Source organism: Sphingobacterium sp. GW821-FHT03E03, assembly GCF_059420745.1.
In genome coordinates this window covers 361393-383250 of record NZ_JBWKUH010000001.1, presented here as the reverse complement: position 1 = coordinate 383250, position 21858 = coordinate 361393, and the positions used below count along the sequence as shown (strand labels likewise).

The window sequence follows — 21858 nt, the reverse complement described above, 5'->3', positions numbered from 1 at the left end:
AAGCGTTCCCATAAATTATTCTCTGTATTGCGTTAAGGTCATACCTGTTTGTTTCTTAAAATAACGTGTCAAATACGAACTGTCTTCAAAATTGAGACGGTATGCAATCTCTTTAATGGATAAATCTGTGCTGCGCAAGAGAGCCTTTATTTCCAATGTAACCTGTCTATCAATCAATCCTTTTGGAGAGTCATTCAAGAAATCTTTGATGATTTGTGATAAATAAAATGGGGTAATGTTTAATTTGTTGGCATAAAATGCGACACTGCGTTGCTCAGTACTATACTTACCAACGAGATCCCAAAACTTCCAACATAATCTTTCAGTATGGCTATATTGCCGCATTGTGTTGATCCCCGTTACTGGCATCGCTTCAGCGATATAGAGAAAGATGTTTTGTAAATGATTTCGCAGCATTGTATGCTGATGGACCGTAGATGCCGCCTTTATATATTTGATTTGTTCTATCCACATTTTCAGTAAAATAGCTTGCTCGGGCTGGGGTCGGCACAACGGCGATTGGTGCAGAAATAAGAAAAGTTCATTTGGTAAATCATAGGCGACCTCAGATGCCATTTCTTTGTCTACAAAACAGTAAAAGGCGCTAAAATCACTCGATAAGCGTTGCACACCAGTGATACTGTCTTCCGCTAAAACCATGATATCGTTGGGTTTGAGTAGATAATTTTTAAAATCTACATTCACCACGGCACTGCCTTTAAGGCAAACGATAAGATTGGTGTAACTAAGGGGTAAAGGGTAACCGAGACTTTCTCTCAAGGTACTTTCTCCAAGGCTGACAATTTCCTTTCCTTTAATCATATTGGCAAATAATTTATGCTGGATTGCGATAAGCACTTTGAATATTTTTTTAGCAGTTTATACTTCTTTATAGTTTTCAAAAGTACCCATTTTACACAGGTTTTGTTTATATAAGCCTGTAAAGTCCCTATATCTTTGCAACGTACTAATAAAAAAATAGATTATTATGATTTTAGAAACAGAAAGATTGATTTTGCGACCATTTAAGGAGACCGATGCTGCAGATTTATATCATTATGCCAAAGACGCTAATGTAGGACCAATAGCGGGGTGGCCACCACATACGAGTGTGGAGCAGAGCAGGGAGATCATCAATACAATATTTGCACAGGCTGGGGTATTTGCGATTGCACTGAAAGAAGATAATATTGCCATTGGAATGATTGGTTTAATTTTGGGGAAGAACAGCAATTTCCCAATTACAGAAGCTGAAGGGGAGATTTCCTACTGGATAGGGGTGCCATTCTGGGGACGAGGTTTAATGCCCGAAGCGATCCGTGCAGTAGTGCGCCATGGTTTTGAAGATTTAAGATTGGTGAATATCTGGAGTGGATATTATGAAGGCAATGCCAAGTCTCAGATTGCACAAGAGAAGTGTGGATTTAGATATCATCACACAGAAGAGGGGAGCCATAATGCCTTTTTGAACGAGGTTCGTAAGGAACATATAAGCCGTTTGACACGTGATGATTGGACTATGGCTAATTATGGTAAGGTTTCATTCTAATAGGTTTGCGTGTCACTTCAAAATATATTTTGGGACTGTATTATTAAACTCTATATATAGATATATCAGCTTCACCCAAAAATGGGGCTGATATATTCTGGTAAATACTCATTTTTTTCTTTTGTTGCACGACCATGTTTATTTGTATGAAAGGCTAGAAATAGTTCGTTTGTTTGGATCAGAAATCACTTCCTATGGTCAATAATATTAAAATTGTAGTAGGGGCTAAGAATATTATTGTTCTTATCTATGGGACTTGCCTGTATTCCATTCGCTGTTGGCATAAGCTTAAAGCTATGATAATCAATTTTTGAGCCTTTGAAAGGAGGATCTAACGTTATGGTACTGTCAGTGGTCTTGTATCTTCCATATGAAATATCCGAGCCAACCAAAAATACACTTTCATATATGTAAGTACCATCACTCCGTAGCCCAATACAAATACCATTTATATCACCATTAAAATATAATTCCATTAAAACAGGCCTATTGAGTTCCTTTTTTACACTATGATTCAGTAAAAAGGCAGTGATCGTGATACATATGCACACAAGTGTTAGTAAAAAGGAACTTAACTTTTTACTCGTTTTGTATCCTTGGACATCCTTGAAAATTACAAAAATGGTTAATAGGATATCACATATTAGAATGAATATCCAAACGAAATCAACTATAAACGAAGTTCCATACTGCTGTTGATTAATATAACGGAGGCTTATAAAACCTAAAATCGCGACAATAATAGTTCTTGGAAAACTCATAAGAATTCAGGTTATATTTTTGGCTATTTTAATCATTCAAGTTTAAAAATCCATTAAAACACATTAATTTTCATCTTTTTTTACATTGTGAATTGGATAAATATTTTGTTCTTGGTTCAAGCTCTAACTAAGTGGTTTTGCATGAGCCATTGGAACAGGCTAAAACACGGATATTCTTATAATTTTTATATTATTGTAACACCATACTAATCTAGAGACCAGCTATTCGATATGCTGTAGGAGTTTTCCCTGTCCATTTTTTAAATGCCCGAGCGAAGGCACTTGGCTCAGCGTAGCCCAAAATGGTTGAAATTTCTTTTACCGAAGAACTGCTGTTTTGCATGTAATGGACAGCCAGTGACTTACGCACCTCCTCAACAATTTGTACATAAGATGCTCCCTCATCTTTGAGTTTACGTTGTAAAGTCCTTACACTGACATTGAAATTTCCTGCTACCGCTTCGATCGAGAGTGAGTAAAGGTAAGAGTTCGCTAGAAGGTAGTTAAATATCCTCTTGGAAAGAGCACCTGTTAACTCGTTTGGATTTTGCAATTTGTTCATTTGGTTAATGAGCAAAGTTTGCACCTCATAGTTGGCTGTAATGATCGGAAAGTCCAGGTATTCTTTGGGAAATTCTACCATATAATGTTCTGCTTTAACTATTGGACATTTCAAAATCGTCTCGTAGTCCATGTAGCGATCTTTCTGAAAGCTTGGTAGACCAACCTTCGTGGGGTTTAGATTTTTAAGCAACAGCCCTTTCAATTCATAAATTGTAAACGCTATCAGGAAGTCCCCGAATTGTCTTTGGGTCATCTGGAAATGGTCAAAACCTGCATTTTTAAGGTATTGGATGACACATGTTTTAGGTCCGAGTTCTATTTCCATTGTATAAAGATCCGTAACTACGTGCATCATCGATCGTACCTGTAGAAGAGCGTCTTTCACGGTGCTGCTCGTTTGGATAATCTGTCCAACAATATTCAGTGCCGCTAACTGCATTGTGGCTCCAAAATGCAAGCCTATCAGCTCATCGTTGGAAAACTGAACAATGTTCTTCCACAGATTTTCCACCTGTTGGTTAGAGATATCAAACCTGGCGCTGTTCATTAACTGGGCAATCGAAAACCCAGATAATGCAGTAATTCTAGCATTATCTAGCCCACGCCCGCCACAAAAGGCAATTAAGGCTTGCAACATGGTCTGTCTATAATTCATACTGTAAATCTAATGATATGTTTTACAGTTTGTATCTGATTGTCGCATAATGTCAATACCCTGTCGCTTATAGATAATCCAAAGCCGTCCGTACAGCAGTACTTTTGAGTAACAAAAAGATAGAAATTATGACACTAAAAAATGTATTGCTGACCAATGCGATCAGCTCAGGAATGACCGGGATCTTATTAGCGACCATGCCTTCTTTATTTACACAACTATTTAAAACACCACACAGTAGTCCATTTATCTTGGTGGGAGGTTTTCTGATCGTGTTTTCTGTATTTGTACTGGCAACGGCTATGAAGAAAATTATCTCGAAAAGCTGGACCAAATTTATCATTACGCTAGATGTTATTTGGGTTATTGCCAGCGTTATTGCTGTCATCTCCTTATTTTATACAATCAGTATGATAGGTTCTGTTATGATCCTAGCTGTTGCCGTATGGGTTGGAATGATGGCTTATTTGCAAAACAGAAATCTAAACACTATTTGAGATGGAAAATATCAATGCTTTTGTGGATACCTTCCTAGCTAGCTTGCAGCGGCGAGAACTGAAAAACCTGGTTGATCTTTTTGCTGAAGAGTTTTACCTGGAAATTCCGGGCAATACAGCAAAGATAAAATGGCTGGGATCGAGAAGGTCGAAACCGGAGGTGGAACAACTTTTTAAGTTACTATGGTCAGCTGTTGAACCTGTAAGCGCAGCTATACAGACCGTATTGACCAACGAAGATCAGGCTATTATAAAAGGGAATTTTACCTCCAAGATGTTGGAAACAGGAAAGCTGGTCAGTTCTGTATTCTTTATTCACTTGAAGATACACAACCATAAAATTATCGAATACACGCTCTTGGAAGACAGTTATGCGGTTTCAGAGGCTTTGCTATAAAGGTTGCCTTGTCTAATGAATAGGATAAAATGTATAAATTCAATAAAGAATTTATACATTTTATATAAGGAGGGTCTGTACCAACTGAACAGTTGTATGCAATCTATTAACTGAAACAATTAGCAAACCAAAAATAGTATTTGGCTAAAAAAGTATGGTTTTTGTATTCTTGTATATGTGTAAAAATTAATATCTTTATTTTATATAGACCATTTTTCATAAATAAATGCAGGATTTTAATCAAGCCCCCTTCCTATGGAATGAATTGCGATATGCAATAGCGTTCGATCGAAGTCAGGTTGCATTTAAAACCTTATTCAAAAGCTTTCATCCCGATCTATATGAGTTTGGTGTCGCCATAATTAAGTCGTCGGAACCGGTAGAAGATATTATCTCAGAGATATTTATGAAATTGTGGCTATTGGAAGATAAGTTAATGGAAATAGAAAATATTAAAACTTATCTCTTTAGATCTGTTAGAAACAATGCCATAAAATATCTTGAAAGACAACCCTCTCATGTTGATATTTCTGAGATTATTGATTTCAATTTTCAATCTCCAAGTGTTGAACAGGAATATATCTCAAATGAGAATCTGAAAATTATACAACAAACTATTGAGGAACTGCCCTCAAAATGCAAAATGGCTTTTACCCTCGTAAAAGACCTTGGCTGTACGTACCACGAAACGGCCGCTATTATGGAAATTTCCAAAAATACGGTGGATCGGCATATACAGCTTGCCCTGCGTCGCCTAAGAGAATCAATTTCTTTAAAAAAAATAAATAGCTAGTATACAGTTGTTTGTAGTTTTATTTCATTTTCAATTGGTGACATTCATCCTCTTTTGGCTCTTATTTTAAAGATTCAAGAGGAACTATGAACCAAGATCAATTTCTAGATTTATTAAATAGACAGCTTGAGGGAAGACTAAACCCTGAAGAAAAGCGACTTTTGGAGAAATTGATCAATGAAGATAGTCGAAATAAAGTTCTTTATAATTTTATTGTAAGTAAAGTTCAATCTTCGCAATCGAGTATCCCAAATACTGAATCCGCATTTGATCAAATATGGCAACGGATAGAAAGTACTGAGTCAGAAATCAACACAGTGAAATCCGAGGAGATCGCGACTCCGTCGTTACGCTTATCTTTATTTGAGACGCTGAAATTAAATGTTAAGAAAGTGGGCTATCCTTTTTATTTAGCTGCTGCCTCTGTACTAATTATCCTTTCCACCGGCATTTGGTGGTATAAACATCAAGCGAGATCCATTGAGTATGGAATGCATTATAGTAGTGCTAAAGGAGAGAAGAGAATTCTTAATCTTCCAGATGGCAGTACAGTTTGGCTGAATGGAGATAGTAAACTTTATTTGGCCAAAGGTTTCAACAAAAAGGATCGTCATGTCAAATTAATTGGCGAGGGTTTCTTCTCGGTAGCGAAAGACAAAAGGCATCCTTTTATTGTGTCATACAAAGACGCTGAAGTGAAGGTTCTTGGCACCAGGTTCAATATCAGAGCATATCCTGACGAGCATAAAATACAGACTTCACTCGTAGAAGGTGCGATCGAAATGACAGATAGAACGAATGGTGAAACCTACCGTATGATACCGGGTGAAAAAATAACTATTGCGGAAAAATTAGTTCAGCAGGCCTTGCGAAAAACTCGCATTCCATTGGTACAACGTACAGAACTCCAAATTCAAGAAGGGGAAAAAATGCCATCGGAGACTTTGTGGCTTGAAAATAAGCTCTCGTTTGAAGGCGATCCGATGTCAATCGTCGCTTCTAAAATTAGCAAATGGTATAATCGAAATATTATAATTAACAATACGGAGCTTGAAAATACGACGTTCACAGGAACTATGGAAGGTTATAATCTTGACATGGCTTTAAAGACTATTACACTGGCTAATCCAGCTATACGTGTTAAACATGAAAATGACACAATTATTCTATATTAACCCTAAATAAACGATGAATAAAGACTATACATAACCTATCAAAAAAAGGATACACCAGTTGATGTATCCTCTAAGTTCATGAAATAAAGAGTACAAGGTCCCTGAGAAAGATAATGTACTCTATGGTTCCATAATCAAATTAAAACTATGAAAAATAATTTACATGGTCAGGTATTTTTTGCACGAAAATCAAGTACCATTAAATATGCATTAATGACAAAATTAACGCTAGCGCTCACTTTTGCATTTACCGTAAAGGTTTTCGGAATAAGCACCAAAGCTCAAGAGAAGGTATCTTTAAAAATCAGGAATACTGATCTTAAAACTGTGTTAAAAACGATTGAAAAGCAAACCAAAGTTAAATTCATCTATTTTGACAATGTTGTAGATGATAAAAACCTACCTTTAATCTCAGTTGAAAATCAAAATTGGAACAATGCTTTGGCGCCATTGCTGAATAGATTTCAGCTTCGAATGGAAAACACAAGTGAAAATACTTACGTGATCACCATTAATCGTAAATCACTACAGGGCCTCGATATCAAAGGAAAAGTTGTGGATCGTCAGGGCTTTCCGCTATCTGGTGTAACCTTGGTTGAAAAGGACAAGGATCGCGGTACAAGTACCAACGACAAAGGCGAATTTATGCTCAGAGTAAGTGGCCCCAATGCAATACTGCTCGTTAGTAATGTCGGCTTTATAAGTCAGGAAGTTTCAGTTAGTCAATCTTTTATGGCGATTACCTTACAAGAAGATTTAACCTCTTTAGAAGAAGTTGTTGTCGTTGGTTATGGTACACAGAAGAGGGCAAATCTTACTGGATCTGTGGCTTCCGTTGATATGGAAAAGGTATTGGGCGATAGGCCGGTAACGAGTAGTTCCCAAGCCTTACAAGGTGCATTACCGGGGCTTCAAGTGACATTTGGTGGGGGGCGTCCGGGAACTTCAACCGAATTGAATATTCGTGGTTTACCTTCAATTAATGGTGGATCTCCTTTGGTTTTGGTGGATAATGTACCTATGAATATGGATGATGTCAACCCAAAAGATATTCTAAATGTCACTGTATTAAAAGATGCGGCTGCGGCTTCAATTTATGGTGCTAGAGCTGCTTTTGGTGTTATACTCATCACAACCAAGAAGGGGACTCGAAATCAACCAACCAGCATCAATTACTCCAGTAATCTAACTTGGAGCCGGCCGTCAACTTTGCCGGAAAAGGCAACTCCTTTGGAGTTCGTTCAGGCATTAAAAGACTTCGGAAACAGTTCAAATTGGGCAGGTCAAAATGTGGATACCTGGCTTGAACTGTTAAAGGAATATCAGACCAATCCCTCTAAATATGCCGATGGTATAGCCGAGATAAACAATACAAAATATCCTTTGAAAGAATACGATCTCTATAACGAAGTGTTCCAGACAGGATTTGAGCATTTACACAATCTGTCTATCCGGGGCGGTTCCGAAAAGATAGCATATAGGCTATCCGGTATGTATAGCAATGAAGATGGCATTATGATTACCAAAAAAGACAGCTACAGCAGGTATAATTTTAATGCTTTTGTGAATGCTGAACTGTTTAAGAATTTTAATGCAAGTGTCAATGTATTTTATAAAAAGGATAATCGCCTGACTCCAGCAAATATGGGCGAAATGTTTTACAGAGCTCTCACATTCGGATCCTATCTCAATCCGGGTGAAACTGTTGATAACGATGGAAAAACTATTCCCTATGGAACTCCAAACAATTACCTTAGGTACGAGGATGCCGCACGTAGATATGAGGAAAATCTTAGGCTTTTTGGAAAATTGGAATATAATCCTTTACCCGGCTGGAATATAACCGCCGAGTATACCTTTAGCAAAAATAATCTAAACAATAAAAATGCCCAGAATAGAAATAGGTATATGAATCCGAACAATTTCAATACGGAATATCTATTTAATCAGGATTTTTATACCCGGTCAAATTCGCAAACAGATTATAATGCCTTAAATTTTTATACGAGCTATAGTCGTGCGATAGCAGATCATAACCTGAAAGTACTGGTAGGAACAAATTATGAGAAAAGTTATATCGAATCCTTTTCAGCCACAAGGTACGGCATATTGAGCCCAAATTCGCCTTCATTGGGGACAAGTACGGGGACACAAAATACATCCGATAGTTTCGGTCAATACGCTGTGTTGGGTTATTTCGGAAGAATTAACTATGATTACAAAAACCGTTATCTTTTGGAGCTAAATGGTCGCTTGGATGGTTCTTCCCGTTTCCTTAAAGATAGTAGGTTTGGATTTTTTCCTTCTGTGTCCGCGGGATGGAACGTCGCAGAGGAAGGTTTCATGGAGCATCTTAAAAACAGCATTCCAATGCTGAAATTTAGGGCTTCTTATGGAGAGATAGGCAACCAAGTAGTATTGAGTTCCGATAAAAATCAGGTCTATTTCCCAACAATTCCACAGATGACTACGGGCAATGCCAACTGGATAGACCCTAATACGGGTGTCCGTTATCTGACGATCAATCCGCCCAATTTAATCAGTTCGACTTTTTCCTGGGAAAAGGTTCGCACCTTAAACCTAGGTGTCGATATTGCATTGTTCAACAGTAAACTGAATGGAAGTTTTGATTGGTTCAGACGTCAGACAATTGGCATGCTTTATCAGGGAGCAGATTTACCGGCAGTTTTGGGATCTGCACCACCATTTCAAAATGTGACTGACCTTGAATCGAAAGGCTGGGAGCTCGAACTTTCCTGGAAGGACAAAATCAAAGACTTTAAATATTCTTTTACCTTTAATCTTTCCGACAATAGGGCATTCATTACCAAGATCAATAATAGCGCGGGATTGATAGATGGTTATTACAAAGGGAAAGAAATTGGTGAGATATGGGGCTATGTAAGTAATGGATATTATACAAATGACGACTTTCAGCCTAATACATTGGATGCTAATCTGATGAATGGCAAACTTAAAGAAGGTATACCTTTTTTCAAGGGAGTGGCGCAGAATCCCGGTGACATGAAATACGCGGATCTGAACCAAGATGGTATTATTTTCAATGGCACCAATACGATATCCGATCCGGGCGATATGAAGATCATCGGTAACAGCAATAGACGTTTTCAATTTGGATTAAATAGTAATTTTTCTTATAAAAATATTGATCTGAGCGTTTTCATCCAGGGGGTGGGTAAGCGGGATATTTGGTTAGATAATTTCCTGATGTGGCCCTATAATAATCAGTTTGGAACGCTCTACAAGGGCAATCTTGATTATTGGACTCCGGAGAATACGGATGCGACCTATGCAAGAATATATGCAAATGCTGGATTAAATACCAGTGCCAATAGGCGTCGGCAGACGAAATATCTTTCAGATGCATCTTATCTGCGTGTACGGAATATTACGGTAGGATATACAGTGGACAATAAAATTTTACGCAGTAAAGTGGTCAACAACATCAAATTCTTTGTGTCGGGTGAAAATCTATTTAAAGCCGACCACATGCCCAGAGGGATGGAAGCCGATGGAGAGGACATCGGTTCGGGAGGGATTTATCCATTCCTGAAAAAATACAGTTTTGGTGTCAATGTTACTTTTTAATCATTAGAAAAACGTAAAATATTATGAAAAAGAGATTTATCCAATATATCATTTTCCTTGGTTTGAGCACATCCTTATCCAGCTGTAGCAATTTACTGGATCTGGATCCCGAGGGGACTTTAACCGAACAGAGCACATTCACTAATTACAATAATTTTATTTCGTATGCGTGGCAGTTTTATGGTACCTTCCCAGGATACAACGTTTCTATTCCAGATTCGGAGGTGAACAGCGATTTATTTGCAACTGCTCAAGCCAATAGTACTTCGGACTGGATCTGGCAGCGTATGGTTGTTCCTTCAACGAGCGCAGATTATAAGGATCCATTTATACAGATTCGTTCCATTAATATTCTTTTGGATAATATTGATCAAGCCAACCAATTGTCTGAGCCTGAGAAAAAACATATTCGCAGTATCGGGTACTTTTTCAAAGCTTACCAATACATGGACCTGTTGAACAAATTCGGCAGCGCGATCTGGGTAGAACATACCATCGATGATGGCGATAAGGAAATCTTATATGGTACACCGAGCGACCGCGATGAAATCGCTGCTCATATTCTGGAAATGCTAAGCTATGCGGGAGAAAATATCAAAGAAAACGGTGATGGACCTAATACGATAAACCGTAAAGTTGTATTGGCCTTGACCGCACGCTTCGGTTTGCGTGAAGGTACTTGGCGTAAATATCGACAACTTAAAGATGCTGAAAAATACCTGCGTCTATCAGCTTTGGCTGCGGAGAAGATTTTGGTCAATAATATTCCGTTGATAAACAATTATGATTTGCTTTTTAACAGCGAGTCATTGGCTAATGTCAACGAAGTATTTCTTTACAAACAGTATGAATTGAATCAGATTACACATGGTCTGGCCTCTAGAGCCCGTAATTCAGCTGGTCGTTGGGATCTCACCAAGAAAGCCGTCGATATGTATCTGATGAAAGATGGGCAAACCCGCTGGACAAGTACTGCATTTGATGGGGATCAAAGTGCTTACGACGAATTTCGGAATCGGGATACCCGTTTATACTATACCATTCCACCTCCTTACAGAGTAAAAATGGGGAAAACAAATTTACTATGGGAATATACGGATAATCCAAATGATCGGGAATATATAGATTTAATGGCTACTTTATCTGACGATAAGCATAAAACGTTACCATGGATGAACTGGGAAGGTCTGATATTGAAAGAAGAACCCCATTATGTAGATTTTACAAATGGACAGCCCTATAGTGTAAGTTATACGGGCTATCGTTTCTATAAATTCAGCAATAAAATCAATCGAATCCAAAATGTTGATATCAATGATGCACCAATATTTAGACTTGGTGAAATTTTGGTTGGGTATGCAGAGGCAAAATACGAATTAGACGAAATCAGCCAGCAGATTATTGATCAAACGATAAATAAATTGAGAGCACGGGGTGGTGTAGCGCCATTGCAGTTAATAGCAATTCCACAAGATCCTACACGCGATCAATCAGTGAATGCCATCCTTTGGGAAATACGTAGGGAACGGGCAGTGGAATTGATGGGCGAAGGTTTTCGATTCGACGATCTCAGAAGATGGAGAAAAATGGATTATGCAGTAGCGACAAAATTGGGCCGATATATTACTAAAGGTGTGGACGTTCCGGCCAATACACCTATCCCAGTTGAAAATGGATCGACAAAAGGGTATATCTCTTACGAAGGTAAGGCGCCGTCACCATTTCCGGAGTATTATTATTTATACCCGTTTCCTTCTTCGGAACTTGTACAAAATAAAAATTTAAAACAAAATGAAGGTTGGTAATTACTTAACTTTGGATATACATGAACCTACTAAAATCTATTAATAATAAGAAGGTAGCTGTAGCTGTTTTCTTACTGGTTATCTCAGGAGCCACATTTGCTCAAAATAGGGCGACAAGACCCAATATTGTTTTTATTATGGCGGATGACCTCGGTTATGGGGATCTTGGTGTATATGGTCAGATAAAAATTGAAACCAAGCATATTGATTCACTAGCCAATAAGGGAATGAAGTTTGAGAACTTTTATGCTGGTACCTCTGTCTGTGCTCCTTCGCGTTCTTCCCTAATGACAGGACAGCATACTGGGCATACCTATGTAAGAGGAAATAAAGAAATCGAACCAGAGGGACAACAACCGTTAGCAGATTCGGTACAGACAATCGCTATGTTGTTGCAGAAGGCGGGTTATGCGACAGGAGCTTTCGGAAAATGGGGGCTAGGGATGGTCAATACTACCGGAGCGCCAGATCAGAAAGGATTTGACGAGTTTTATGGTTACAATTGTCAACGTCAATCCCACCGTTATTACCCTACTCACCTTTGGCATAATAAAGAGCGGATTGAGCTTGATGGTAATGGATTATTGGCCAAAGGTCAATATGCACCAGCATTGATCCAAGAGAAAACTCTTGCCTTTATTGATGCGAATAAAGACAAACCTTTCTTTCTCTTTGTACCTACTGTGCTTCCCCATGCCGAACTTTCTGGTCCAGAAGATGAATATTACCAGCAATATGCCAATTCATTTGATGAAAAACCACATAAAGGAAATGATTACGGACCAAAGGCAACAGTTCCGGGTTATGCTGGTGTAGAGAAACCGCATGCTATGTATGCAAGCATGGTAAGTCGTATGGATGCTTATGTTGGTCAGATCGTAGAAAAACTACGTCAAAACAACTTGCTTGACAATACCATAATCATATTTACAAGTGACAACGGTTCGCATAAAGAAGGGGGAGCAGATCCTAATTTTTTCAATAGTTCTGGAGGTTTGCGTGGAAATAAGCGCGATTTGTATGAAGGAGGTATCAGGACCCCGTTCATTGCCTATTGGCCTGGAAAAATAGCCGAAGGAAAGACATCAAACTACTTGGGTGCTTTTTGGGATATCATGCCGACTATGGTCGAACTTGCTAAGGCGGATAAACCCAGATATACAGATGGGGTTTCTTTTGTTCCTACTTTATTGGGACGGAATAAACAACAAAAGCAACATGATTATCTTTATTGGGAATTCCATGAAGATGGTGGACGTCAGGCCTTACGAAAAGGTGACTGGAAACTCATTTTGCAGAAAGTAACTACTGGTACTCCGATTAAAGAGCTGTACAATCTCAAACAAGATCCAAAAGAACAGAACAATGTTGTGAATAGCAATCCGAAAAAAGTACAGGAATTGCAACGCTTGATTGAGAAAGCGCATGTGGAGAGTGCTATCTTCCCGTTGACCAATAATACCAAATAAAATGTAAATCATTTACAAAAGATTTGGCAAACCGAATAAATATGGCCGCTTGAGTGTCCCAAGCGGCCATATTTATAGCGATCACATTATTTTTTCGATACGTTGCTTATTATTGTCTGTATCCTGACTGCGTTAATTTTTCTGTATATCAATTAAGATTTTGACTTCAGTGGGATCATTAACCAGAGCTTCAAATCCTTCTGAAACGATATTGTCTAAGCTTATTTTGCGTGTTACAAGTTTTTCTACGGGCATACGTCCACTATCGATAAGCGCGATAACTTGTGGAAAGATATTGCGATAAGCGATAATACCTTTAATGGTGATTTCCCGCAAGACTTGATCCAGTGCATCGGTAGTTACAGGTTTGCCAAAAAGTGCAACTAAAACAGCCGTTCCACCATTTTTTAAACTATCAATTCCAGTTGTATAGGAGGCTTGTACACCCGCGCAATCTAGAAATACATCCACTCCGAGCTCCGTGATGGACTTAATTTTTTGTGTTAAGCCTTCTTCTTTTGCATTGATGATATGGGTAGCACCGATGGCTTTAGCCTTCTCCAAACGCTTGTCAGCGATATCAGTCACAATAACTTTTGTTGCACCTGCGGCAAGTGCTGCCTGAACGCACAGTAAACCTATTGGACCAGCTCCAGAGACCAATACCGTTTCTCCGATTTTAAGTCCACTTTGGAGTACTGCATAAACTGCTACAGCTGCAGGTTCCACTAATGCCCCATTTTCGAACGACATGCTATCAGGTATTTTGTGTACCATATAGTCTTCGACGACAACATACGGCGCAAATCCACCATTGCTGGATAGGCCTACAAATCCCAAAGGTTCAGATAAATTATATGCACCATTTGCGATAAAAGGACTATCGAAGTTTTTAAAAATCGGTTCTACGACCACACGGTCACCTACTTTTAAATGATGGACGCCCTCACCAATCGCATCTATTACTCCTGAAAACTCATGCCCTAATGTAGTGGTTCCTTGATGCCCATTTAGTGGATAAGGTTGATCTACTGGGATTAATTGGGGACCGTGTACATATTCATGTAGATCAGATCCACAGATTCCTGCGAAATGAACAGCTATTTTAACTTGACCAGACTTCGGTTCAGGAATTTCTGTTGATTCTACTCTGATATCTTTTGCAGCATACCAACGTGCGGCTTTCATTGTATTCGTCATATTATCTCCTTTTTTGAATATAAACTAAGGTAAGCAGAATGATTAGGGATCATCGTGATCCATATCTCGAACGTAAATGAGATGGATCATTTTAGCCGAAAATTAATAGAGGAGATCTTATAATTCGAAATTGTTTATCAGGATTTTATCATCTCTAAAAGTTGATCGTCAATTTCGTTTACCCCTATGTTGCAGGGCTGATACTTTATTATCCATCTGTTTTCATACGTCCCGTTTTAAAAGGGGTATGAAAACAGGTGAAGTGTATTCAGTATTGAACGATTTAGTTCATCTTAATCATTGTCATGATTTTCAGTAGCATAGGAAAACTTAATTGATTTTTGTGGATAAGTTTCCATACTCATACGGCTGGTATTTTTGATGATACTTTTTAAGCTGACCCGATCACCTAATTTAAAATAAGCTTCTACGATTTGATAATCCAATAGATAAGGGCCACAAAAGTAATTTCCATTGGCATCTTTTTCTATGGTTCCCTGATAAAGTCCCGCTTTTGTTTCTTTTGGCATATGTGTTTAATTTGAAAACAAAGGTAGGAAGAGTAATTGGTAATTCGGTGTCAATTGTCATATTCCTTTCGCGACTGTCAATATTTATAGCCAATAATGGTATTATCGTCATTTATTTCGCATGTTGGTTTGATCTTAATATCGTGCTAATCCATTTCAGATAAACTTTGTTTTTCGAGAAGTCATTATGCCCTTCATTGTTTAATGTGATGAAACGATCTGAGCTTTTTAACAGTTTGGAAAGTTTCGTAGAGGAACCATAATAAACAGCCTTGTCACCGCTGCCTTGGAAAATAATAATCGGACATTTTACCGCTAATATCTCAAATTGAGATTTTCCGCTGTGCGATCTCAATTTTTGGCCACCGGGATATATTACCGGACAGCTTTATGAGAAATCCAGTGATTTTATTTATTAAGTTTTGCAACCTGAATGGCGATGAACTTTGGTAAATAGTTTGGTGTACAATTTTTAGCCACCATTTCGTCTTTATAAAGCCCTGTTTGCTCACCGATATTGATACATCTTTTTCTGAAAATCTCCTGAAAAATACCGATTTGAGCAGCAGTAAAATTCATCGCCCACTGGACTTCAGATACTTCATTTTCAATTCGGGTTTCAATCTTCGAAAGCAATTCCTCGCTATTGGGCGGCGGCGTTTGTCCCACCCATCGCAATCGGGCTTGATGGTACCAAAAAGTACGTCTTTGAAGGGGAGATGTACTATTTTCCCAACTTTCCATTAATGCAATTGTGCGTTTGTCTTTGGCAAGTTGATTCGCCATAAGCCAATCAATCAGCTGCAGTTTTTCCTCCTCCCGATGTTGTTCAATATCACTGACCAACCTGTCAATAATTTCTTTAGAAAGTAATTTCTTGTCCATCAGTAAGATCGCCAATTGTCGGGCAAGATAGTGTGTAGTAGACCACAGTTCCATGGCTAGTTCGTGGTCTTTTTTTATAACGTTAGCAATTTTACGCAAGTCACCAAGTTTGGTCTTTTTGTCGCTAATTTGCGTGATAATATTTTCTGCTGTCGATGATAGTTCCATAATTGTTTTCCGATAAATAACAGATGTAGGACATTTCCTTGCTTACTCATTGTCAAGACACCAGTGTAAGGTGCATCTTATTATATTTATGTGCTGATCAAGCGTTATTATATAGTGAATTTACTAATTTTTTAACTGCCGATAACATGATAAAATATAATCGGTATAAATTATTATTCTATTTTTGTTTGCTGAGCTCGTCTTTTTTGAGCAAAAGACAAGAACCTACCTTGTTTGGTATAAAGCTAAGGATGTGCGGAGGCCGTTCAACAAGATGAAGTTACTTTTGATGTTACATTTGGATAATGGAATTAAGAAAAGAAATTGAACCTGATTTTCAAACATTGGAAAAAGGCTATCCGGAAGTTCTAAAACTCATTCTAGCATATTCTGACTATTGTGAAGAGAACGGGGATGAAGATAATACCGAATATCAAAAGCTTGAAAATACGCTTCATGAAATGACCGGTAAAGATATGTCTCAGTTTAATCTTTGGGAATGGTGGGAGGAAGAAGGCGCTGAAGTTTTGGCATTCAGAATATCACTTCCCGCTCCGAAAATTATTGAACATATCACAAAGGATGAACTGGTAGAAATTGTGCGACGTCAAAAGACTTTTGTTATGCAGGACGAGGATGATAAAAGTTTGAAAGGGCAGTTTCATTATCATCTTGATGATTATTTCATTGATTTTCTAACCTTAAATTTTACAACTTTTGACCGCTGTCTTTTTCAAAGACAAAAAGATAAACAAGGCAATTATTTTGAATATAATCAAAACGAAATTGTTGAAAAATTATGGAATGACGGTGCGAGATAAGGTAAAGGCATTTGATTTTGTAATTTGACAAATGCCTACAAGCGAGAGTTTATCTAATTGGTGCAGTCCTGTGTAAGATATTGAAAACCTGTTCGTTTAATTTTATTTTAGTATTTTAACTGAATGAATACTAAAGCATAAACTAAGCGACATTATTATGATAAAGACTTTTTTTACTGTCACAGCGTTCCTGATTATATCATTTGTTTTTGCCCAACAGCCTCAAGTAAAGGTTGAGGAGGGGATAATGGAGGGAATTACGTTATCCAGCGGAGTGCAGGCATTCCGTGGGATCCCTTTTGCAAAACCGCCGGTTGGCAATTTGCGATGGAAAGAACCACAACCTGCCGATCATTGGACAGGGGTTCGAAAGGTAGATCGCTTTGGAAATTCACCAATGCAGAAACCGATCTATGGGGATATGAGATTTCGTTCTCCGGGTATAAGTGAAGATTGCCTCTACCTGAATATATGGCGACCAAAGGCGGGGGGATCTGGTAAACTTCCTGTTTTAGTTTATTTTTATGGTGGCGGCTTTAATGCCGGTGATGGATCAGAAAATCGTTACGATGGAGAGAGTTTTGCCAAAGCAGGCATTATTGTCGTTACGGTCAATTATCGTTTGGGCATCTTTGGTTTCTTTGCGCATCCGGAACTAACCCAAGAATCACAAAAAAATGCATCAGGGAACTATGGTCTCCTGGATCAATATGCGGCATTAAAATGGGTCAAAAAGAATATAGCTGCCTTTGGAGGTAATCCTGATGAGGTCACCATAGGTGGCGAATCTGCAGGAAGCATGTCTGTTTCTGCTCAGATGAGCAGTCCGCTTTCTAAAGGGCTATTTAAGCGTGCTATCGGTCAGAGCGGAAGTGTTTTTAATTTAAGATATGGCACTATTTCCCTTGGGGAGCAAGAACAACGAGGTGTTACATTTGCGGCCAAAGTCAATGCAGGCAATCTCAGCCAATTACGTGAAATTCCTGCCGCAGAACTACTTGACCGGGCCAGTGAGCCCGGCGCCTTTATGACACGTCTGATCATAGATGGTTATTTTCTCCCCAAATCACCGTTGGAAATATTTGAAGCAGGGGAGCAGTCCAAAGTTCCTCTACTTGCGGGCTGGACGTCTACAGAGGCTCCTTATCTCGCCTTCACAGGCAAGTCTTATCCATCACCGGACAACTACGAAAGGTTAGTACGCGAACAGTTTGGCACTGGAGCTGATGAAGTGCTCAAATTGTATCCCGGAAAAACAGAAAGTGAAGTCCTCAAATCGGCGACTGGACTAGCCAGTGATAATTTTATTGTTTACAGTACTTGGAAGTGGCTCGATTTGCAACGAAAAAACAGTGGTCAACCTGTTTATGTTTACATATTTAGCAAAGCGCGGCCACCGATGAAAGCAGCTTATAGCAACGTGGAGACAGGGCTCGCTGGTGGGATAAATAAAAAATCTGACAATACGGACAAAGAGAATCTGCCACCAGCCCTCCCAGGAGCATCCCATGCCAGTGATATTGAATATCTATTGGGCAACCTGAATAGCAACGATGTTTTTGACTGGACGAAGGATGACTATAAAACTTCACTACTGGGACAGCGCTACTTCATCAATTTTATTAAGACCGGTAATCCCAATGGGAGAGACCTTGCTGTGTGGCCAAAAACCACAGCAACAGATAAATTTATGAATATACTTAACATAGCTATTGAAGCAAAGGCATCTCCCGAGCAATTCAGAGAAAGGTATCTTTTTCTTGACGGTTTATTTGTCGAAAAGGAGCAAAGATTTCTAAAAAGTCCATAGCCAATCCAGTTAAAGCTCTGATTGATGAAAAATACAAGGGTGAGGGGAAGCTCTTGGTTTTCTATTTGCCGCAAGATCAAAACTATTTATGGTCATCGCTGTTATCAAAGAAACTTTTCATAAACCAGATTAATCATAAGGCTTGTGAGTTACATTGCTGATTGTGCTTATTTTTTGGCGTTATTTTGTTTGAATCAAACGGGAGTGACCAATTGGAGACTGTAATGACTTATGAAGATAATATGTTAAAGATTACCAATGTAAAGCGAATTGTGATGTATGACAGTAAATCCTGATGTGATAATTATAGGTGGCGGTCTTGCCGGGCTCACGAGTGCACTTCATCTATCCAAACAAGGATTAAAAGTAACATTAGTCGAAAAGCACAATTATCCTCACCATAAAGTGTGTGGAGAATATCTTTCTAATGAGATTGTACCCTATTTGTGCTGGCTTAACGCCAATATAAATGAATTGCATCCAACCTATATTCAACATCTTAAATTCACGACGCAAAATGGAAAATCGGCTCAGGTCAAATTGCCCTTGGGCGGTATCGGCGTAAGCCGGTATTGTTTGGACGATTTCTTATACCACAAAGCAAAAGCAAATGGATGTACGATTGTGATAGCCAGCGTTTCTGGAATATCTTTTAGTGACGATATATTTGAGGTTTCGGTTCAAGATCAGATTTTAAGAGCAAAGATTGTGCTTGGTGCTTTTGGAAAACGTGCCAATATCGATCAGATTTTAGCTCGTGATTTCATGAAAAAGACATCGAAATGGATGGCGGTTAAAGCACATTATTCAGGTGATTTTCCGGATGGCCTAATTGCGTTACATAATTTTCCGGGAGGATACTGCGGCATTTCAAAAATCGAGCATAATGCGATAAATTTATGTTATCTGACAGATGTAGAGACGTTTAGAAAATATAAAAATGTCGTCGATCATCAGAAGCATGTCTTGTTTACGAATAGTCATCTTAAATTTTTTTTTGAACGCAATACGGTACTTTTTGATAAACCGCTTACCATTAGCCAGATTTCATTTGAAAAAAAAACAGTGATAGAAGATCATATCCTGATGGTCGGCGATGCGGCGAGCCTGATCCACCCCTTTTGCGGTAATGGGATGGCGATGGCGATACACAGTGCAAAAATAGCTTCCGAACTTATTGTGGACTATTATGCTGGCAAAATAATCTCACGTGAAGGACTGGAAAAACGTTACATCAACCAATGGCGAAAAAACTTTGCGAGACGCCTATTTTTCGGAAGGATTTTAGCAAAAGTGCTACGATACGAAGTTGGTATTAGGGTCTTAATGTGGCTTGCCACAATTTTTCCCCCAGGGTTGACATGGATAATCAAACAAACTCACGGAAATATGAAGCAAATAAAATGGGAATAAATACAAAGTTTAGAACTGAGAAAAACGAAATTATGGACGATTTTTCACTTGAAGGTGATGAACTTCGCGTTACTTTGGACGAAATATCGAGAATAAATCATTTTTTGGGGGGCAACAAGATTACTTTAAATGGTGTCCGGACATTGTTGTTAAAAGCCGATACAACCAACACACTAACCATTGTCGATATCGGCTGCGGTAATGGTGAGATGTTACGTATGTTGAGCGACTATGGTTACAGTAATAATATAGATCTTAAAATAGTGGGAATAGATGCCAATCCATTCACTGTTAACTATGCTCAAGTTTTATCAAAAGATTATCCCAATATTTCATACCTGTGCGGCGATGTATTCGATAAGAGTTTTGAAATGGCAAAGTTTGACATTGCGCTATGTACTCTTACATTACATCATTTTGATAATGATCAGATTATAGAACTAATAAATATCCTTGTCAAAATTTCAAACATAGGGATAGTAATCAACGATTTGCAGCGAAGCAAAATTGCCTATCGACTTTTTCAAACCATTTGTGTTGTTTTTAAGTTAAACAATATGACCAAGAAGGATGGACTTATTTCAATATTACGTGGCTTTAAGAAAAATGAGCTTGAGGAGTTCTGCAAACAATTACATTTAAAAAACTATATGGTCCAGTGGAAATGGGCATTTCGTTACCAATGGATAATTTCCAATATATGAATATTAAAATAACAAGTGTTGCCAAGCAACTGCCCAAATACTCCAGCACAACTGCTGAAATACTTCCGCTATTGGATATATGGCTTAAGGGCCAGGAACACCGGTTTATAAAAAAAGTAAAGAAACTTTTTGAGGGTTCGGCTGTCGACACAAGGTATGCTATTATGGATCCGCATGAGGTTTTTACTGCAACATCATTCGAGGAGAAAAATAATATTTACATGCGGGAATCCATAGTATTAGGTGAGGAAGCACTTCGTAAGGCTCTCGAAAAGGTAGGATGGACCCCCCAATCTCTGGATTATATCATCACCGTCAGCTGTACAGGGATTATGATCCCCTCATTGGATGCATATCTTATCAATAGGATGAAACTCCGGCAGGATATTGTCAGGCTGCCAGTTACTGAAATGGGTTGTGTTGCTGGAGTTTCCGGTATTATTTACGCCAAAAATTTCTTGCAGGCCAATCCTGGAAAACGTGCAGCTGTAATTGCCGTCGAAGCACCAACAGCAACCTTTCAGCTGTCAGACTTTTCAATGTCCAATATAGTTAGCGCTGCGATATTTGGAGATGGCGCCGCCTGTTGTTTACTTTCATCTCATGAAGCAGATCGAGGCCCTGTGATACTCGACCAACAGATGTACCATTTTTACAATACTGAAGACATTATGGGTTTCAAGCTAACAAATGGCGGTATGCAGATGATATTGGACGTTGAGGTTCCCAATATGATCGCATCGCATTTTGATGCAGTCATACATCCATTTTTACAGGAGAATAGTTTAGAAATTGAAGATATAAAATATATGATTTTTCATCCTGGTGGTAAAAAGATTGTCGCAACAATGGAGCATATTTTTGCCGAGTTTGGCAAAGATATTACAGATACCAAGGCCGTTCTGGCCCAGTATGGCAATATGTCAAGTGCTACAGTTCTTTATGTTCTCGAGCGTATCATGGCACACGAGCCCCAGGCCGGAGAACTAGGGTTAATGTTGAGTTTTGGCCCCGGTTTCTCAGCACAGCGAGTTTTATTACAATGGTAATCTT

Annotated in this window: 18 protein-coding genes; 13 read left to right on the top strand and 5 right to left on the bottom strand. The window is 38.6% G+C overall.

All coding sequences use genetic code 11. The annotated features are described in order from the left end of the window. Window positions 1-15: 15 nt before the first annotated feature. Window positions 16-858: a helix-turn-helix domain-containing protein gene (locus AC07UV_RS01545; protein ID WP_495182481.1), complete on the bottom strand. Its 843-nt coding sequence runs from the start codon at window positions 856-858 to the stop codon at window positions 16-18. A 130-nt stretch (window positions 859-988) separates the two neighbouring features. Here AC07UV_RS01545 and AC07UV_RS01540 point away from each other — a divergent pair, with 130 nt between their 5' ends. After that, on the top strand, window positions 989-1549 hold the full coding sequence (locus AC07UV_RS01540; RefSeq protein ID WP_433900636.1) for a GNAT family N-acetyltransferase: 561 nt from the start codon (window positions 989-991) through the stop codon (window positions 1547-1549). Window positions 1550-2521: 972 nt separating this feature from the next. Here the strand turns inward: AC07UV_RS01540 and AC07UV_RS01535 are convergent. After that, on the bottom strand, window positions 2522-3529 hold the full coding sequence (locus AC07UV_RS01535) for an AraC family transcriptional regulator (RefSeq protein ID WP_495182480.1): 1008 nt from the start codon (window positions 3527-3529) through the stop codon (window positions 2522-2524). Between the two features lie 128 nt (window positions 3530-3657). On the opposite strand from AC07UV_RS01535, the gene AC07UV_RS01530 reads away from it, so the two are divergent. The 7 genes from AC07UV_RS01530 (at window position 3658) to AC07UV_RS01500 (ending at window position 13274) form a co-directional block, all read left to right on the top strand. Next, window positions 3658-4026 carry a hypothetical protein gene (locus AC07UV_RS01530; RefSeq protein ID WP_495182479.1) on the top strand — a complete coding sequence of 123 codons (369 nt, stop codon included), beginning with the start codon at window positions 3658-3660 and terminating at the stop codon, window positions 4024-4026. Between the two features lies 1 nt (window position 4027). Beyond that, window positions 4028-4423, top strand: a complete 396-nt coding sequence (locus AC07UV_RS01525; protein ID WP_495182478.1) for a nuclear transport factor 2 family protein — start codon at window positions 4028-4030, stop codon at window positions 4421-4423. A gap of 226 nt (window positions 4424-4649) precedes the next feature. Then, window positions 4650-5216 (top strand): RNA polymerase sigma-70 factor, encoded by a 567-nt coding sequence (locus tag AC07UV_RS01520; protein ID WP_495182477.1) that lies wholly within the window; start codon window positions 4650-4652, stop codon window positions 5214-5216. Window positions 5217-5302: 86 nt separating this feature from the next. After that, on the top strand, window positions 5303-6391 hold the full coding sequence (locus AC07UV_RS01515) for a FecR family protein (RefSeq protein ID WP_495182476.1): 1089 nt from the start codon (window positions 5303-5305) through the stop codon (window positions 6389-6391). Between the two features lie 147 nt (window positions 6392-6538). Next, entirely contained in the window at window positions 6539-10000 is a 3462-nt protein-coding gene (locus tag AC07UV_RS01510; protein ID WP_495182475.1) for a SusC/RagA family TonB-linked outer membrane protein, read from the top strand. Window positions 10001-10023: 23 nt separating this feature from the next. Next, on the top strand, window positions 10024-11805 hold the full coding sequence (locus AC07UV_RS01505; RefSeq protein WP_495182474.1) for a RagB/SusD family nutrient uptake outer membrane protein: 1782 nt from the start codon (window positions 10024-10026) through the stop codon (window positions 11803-11805). Window positions 11806-11825: 20 nt separating this feature from the next. After that, a complete protein-coding gene (locus AC07UV_RS01500; RefSeq protein ID WP_495182473.1) occupies window positions 11826-13274 on the top strand; it encodes an arylsulfatase in 1449 nt (482 codons plus the stop codon). A gap of 132 nt (window positions 13275-13406) precedes the next feature. On the opposite strand, the gene AC07UV_RS01495 is transcribed toward AC07UV_RS01500, so the two are convergent. The 3 genes from AC07UV_RS01495 to AC07UV_RS01485 form a co-directional block, all read right to left on the bottom strand. After that, window positions 13407-14474, bottom strand: a complete 1068-nt coding sequence (locus AC07UV_RS01495; RefSeq protein WP_495182472.1) for a 2,3-butanediol dehydrogenase — start codon at window positions 14472-14474, stop codon at window positions 13407-13409. A gap of 293 nt (window positions 14475-14767) precedes the next feature. Beyond that, window positions 14768-15004 (bottom strand): hypothetical protein, encoded by a 237-nt coding sequence (locus tag AC07UV_RS01490; RefSeq protein ID WP_120257052.1) that lies wholly within the window; start codon window positions 15002-15004, stop codon window positions 14768-14770. Between the two features lie 408 nt (window positions 15005-15412). Further along, window positions 15413-16057 (bottom strand): DNA alkylation repair protein, encoded by a 645-nt coding sequence (locus AC07UV_RS01485; protein ID WP_495182471.1) that lies wholly within the window; start codon window positions 16055-16057, stop codon window positions 15413-15415. 305 nt (window positions 16058-16362) lie between these two features. Between AC07UV_RS01485 and AC07UV_RS01480 the strand changes: the two genes are divergently transcribed. The 5 genes from AC07UV_RS01480 to AC07UV_RS01460 all read left to right on the top strand — a co-directional run bounded on the left by AC07UV_RS01480 (window position 16363) and on the right by AC07UV_RS01460 (window position 21854). Continuing rightward, complete coding sequence (locus AC07UV_RS01480) at window positions 16363-16878, top strand: hypothetical protein (RefSeq protein ID WP_495182470.1); 516 nt, start codon at window positions 16363-16365, stop codon at window positions 16876-16878. A gap of 157 nt (window positions 16879-17035) precedes the next feature. Further along, window positions 17036-18688: a carboxylesterase/lipase family protein gene (locus AC07UV_RS01475; RefSeq protein WP_495182469.1), complete on the top strand. Its 1653-nt coding sequence runs from the start codon at window positions 17036-17038 to the stop codon at window positions 18686-18688. 279 nt (window positions 18689-18967) lie between these two features. Then, window positions 18968-20101, top strand: a complete 1134-nt coding sequence (locus tag AC07UV_RS01470) for an NAD(P)/FAD-dependent oxidoreductase (RefSeq protein WP_495182468.1) — start codon at window positions 18968-18970, stop codon at window positions 20099-20101. Beyond that, window positions 20092-20805 (top strand): methyltransferase domain-containing protein, encoded by a 714-nt coding sequence (locus tag AC07UV_RS01465; RefSeq protein ID WP_495182467.1) that lies wholly within the window; start codon window positions 20092-20094, stop codon window positions 20803-20805. The genes AC07UV_RS01470 and AC07UV_RS01465 overlap by 10 nt, the downstream gene beginning before the upstream one ends. Beyond that, complete coding sequence (locus AC07UV_RS01460; protein ID WP_495182466.1) at window positions 20802-21854, top strand: type III polyketide synthase; 1053 nt, start codon at window positions 20802-20804, stop codon at window positions 21852-21854. The genes AC07UV_RS01465 and AC07UV_RS01460 overlap by 4 nt, the downstream gene beginning before the upstream one ends. Window positions 21855-21858 lie beyond the last annotated feature (4 nt).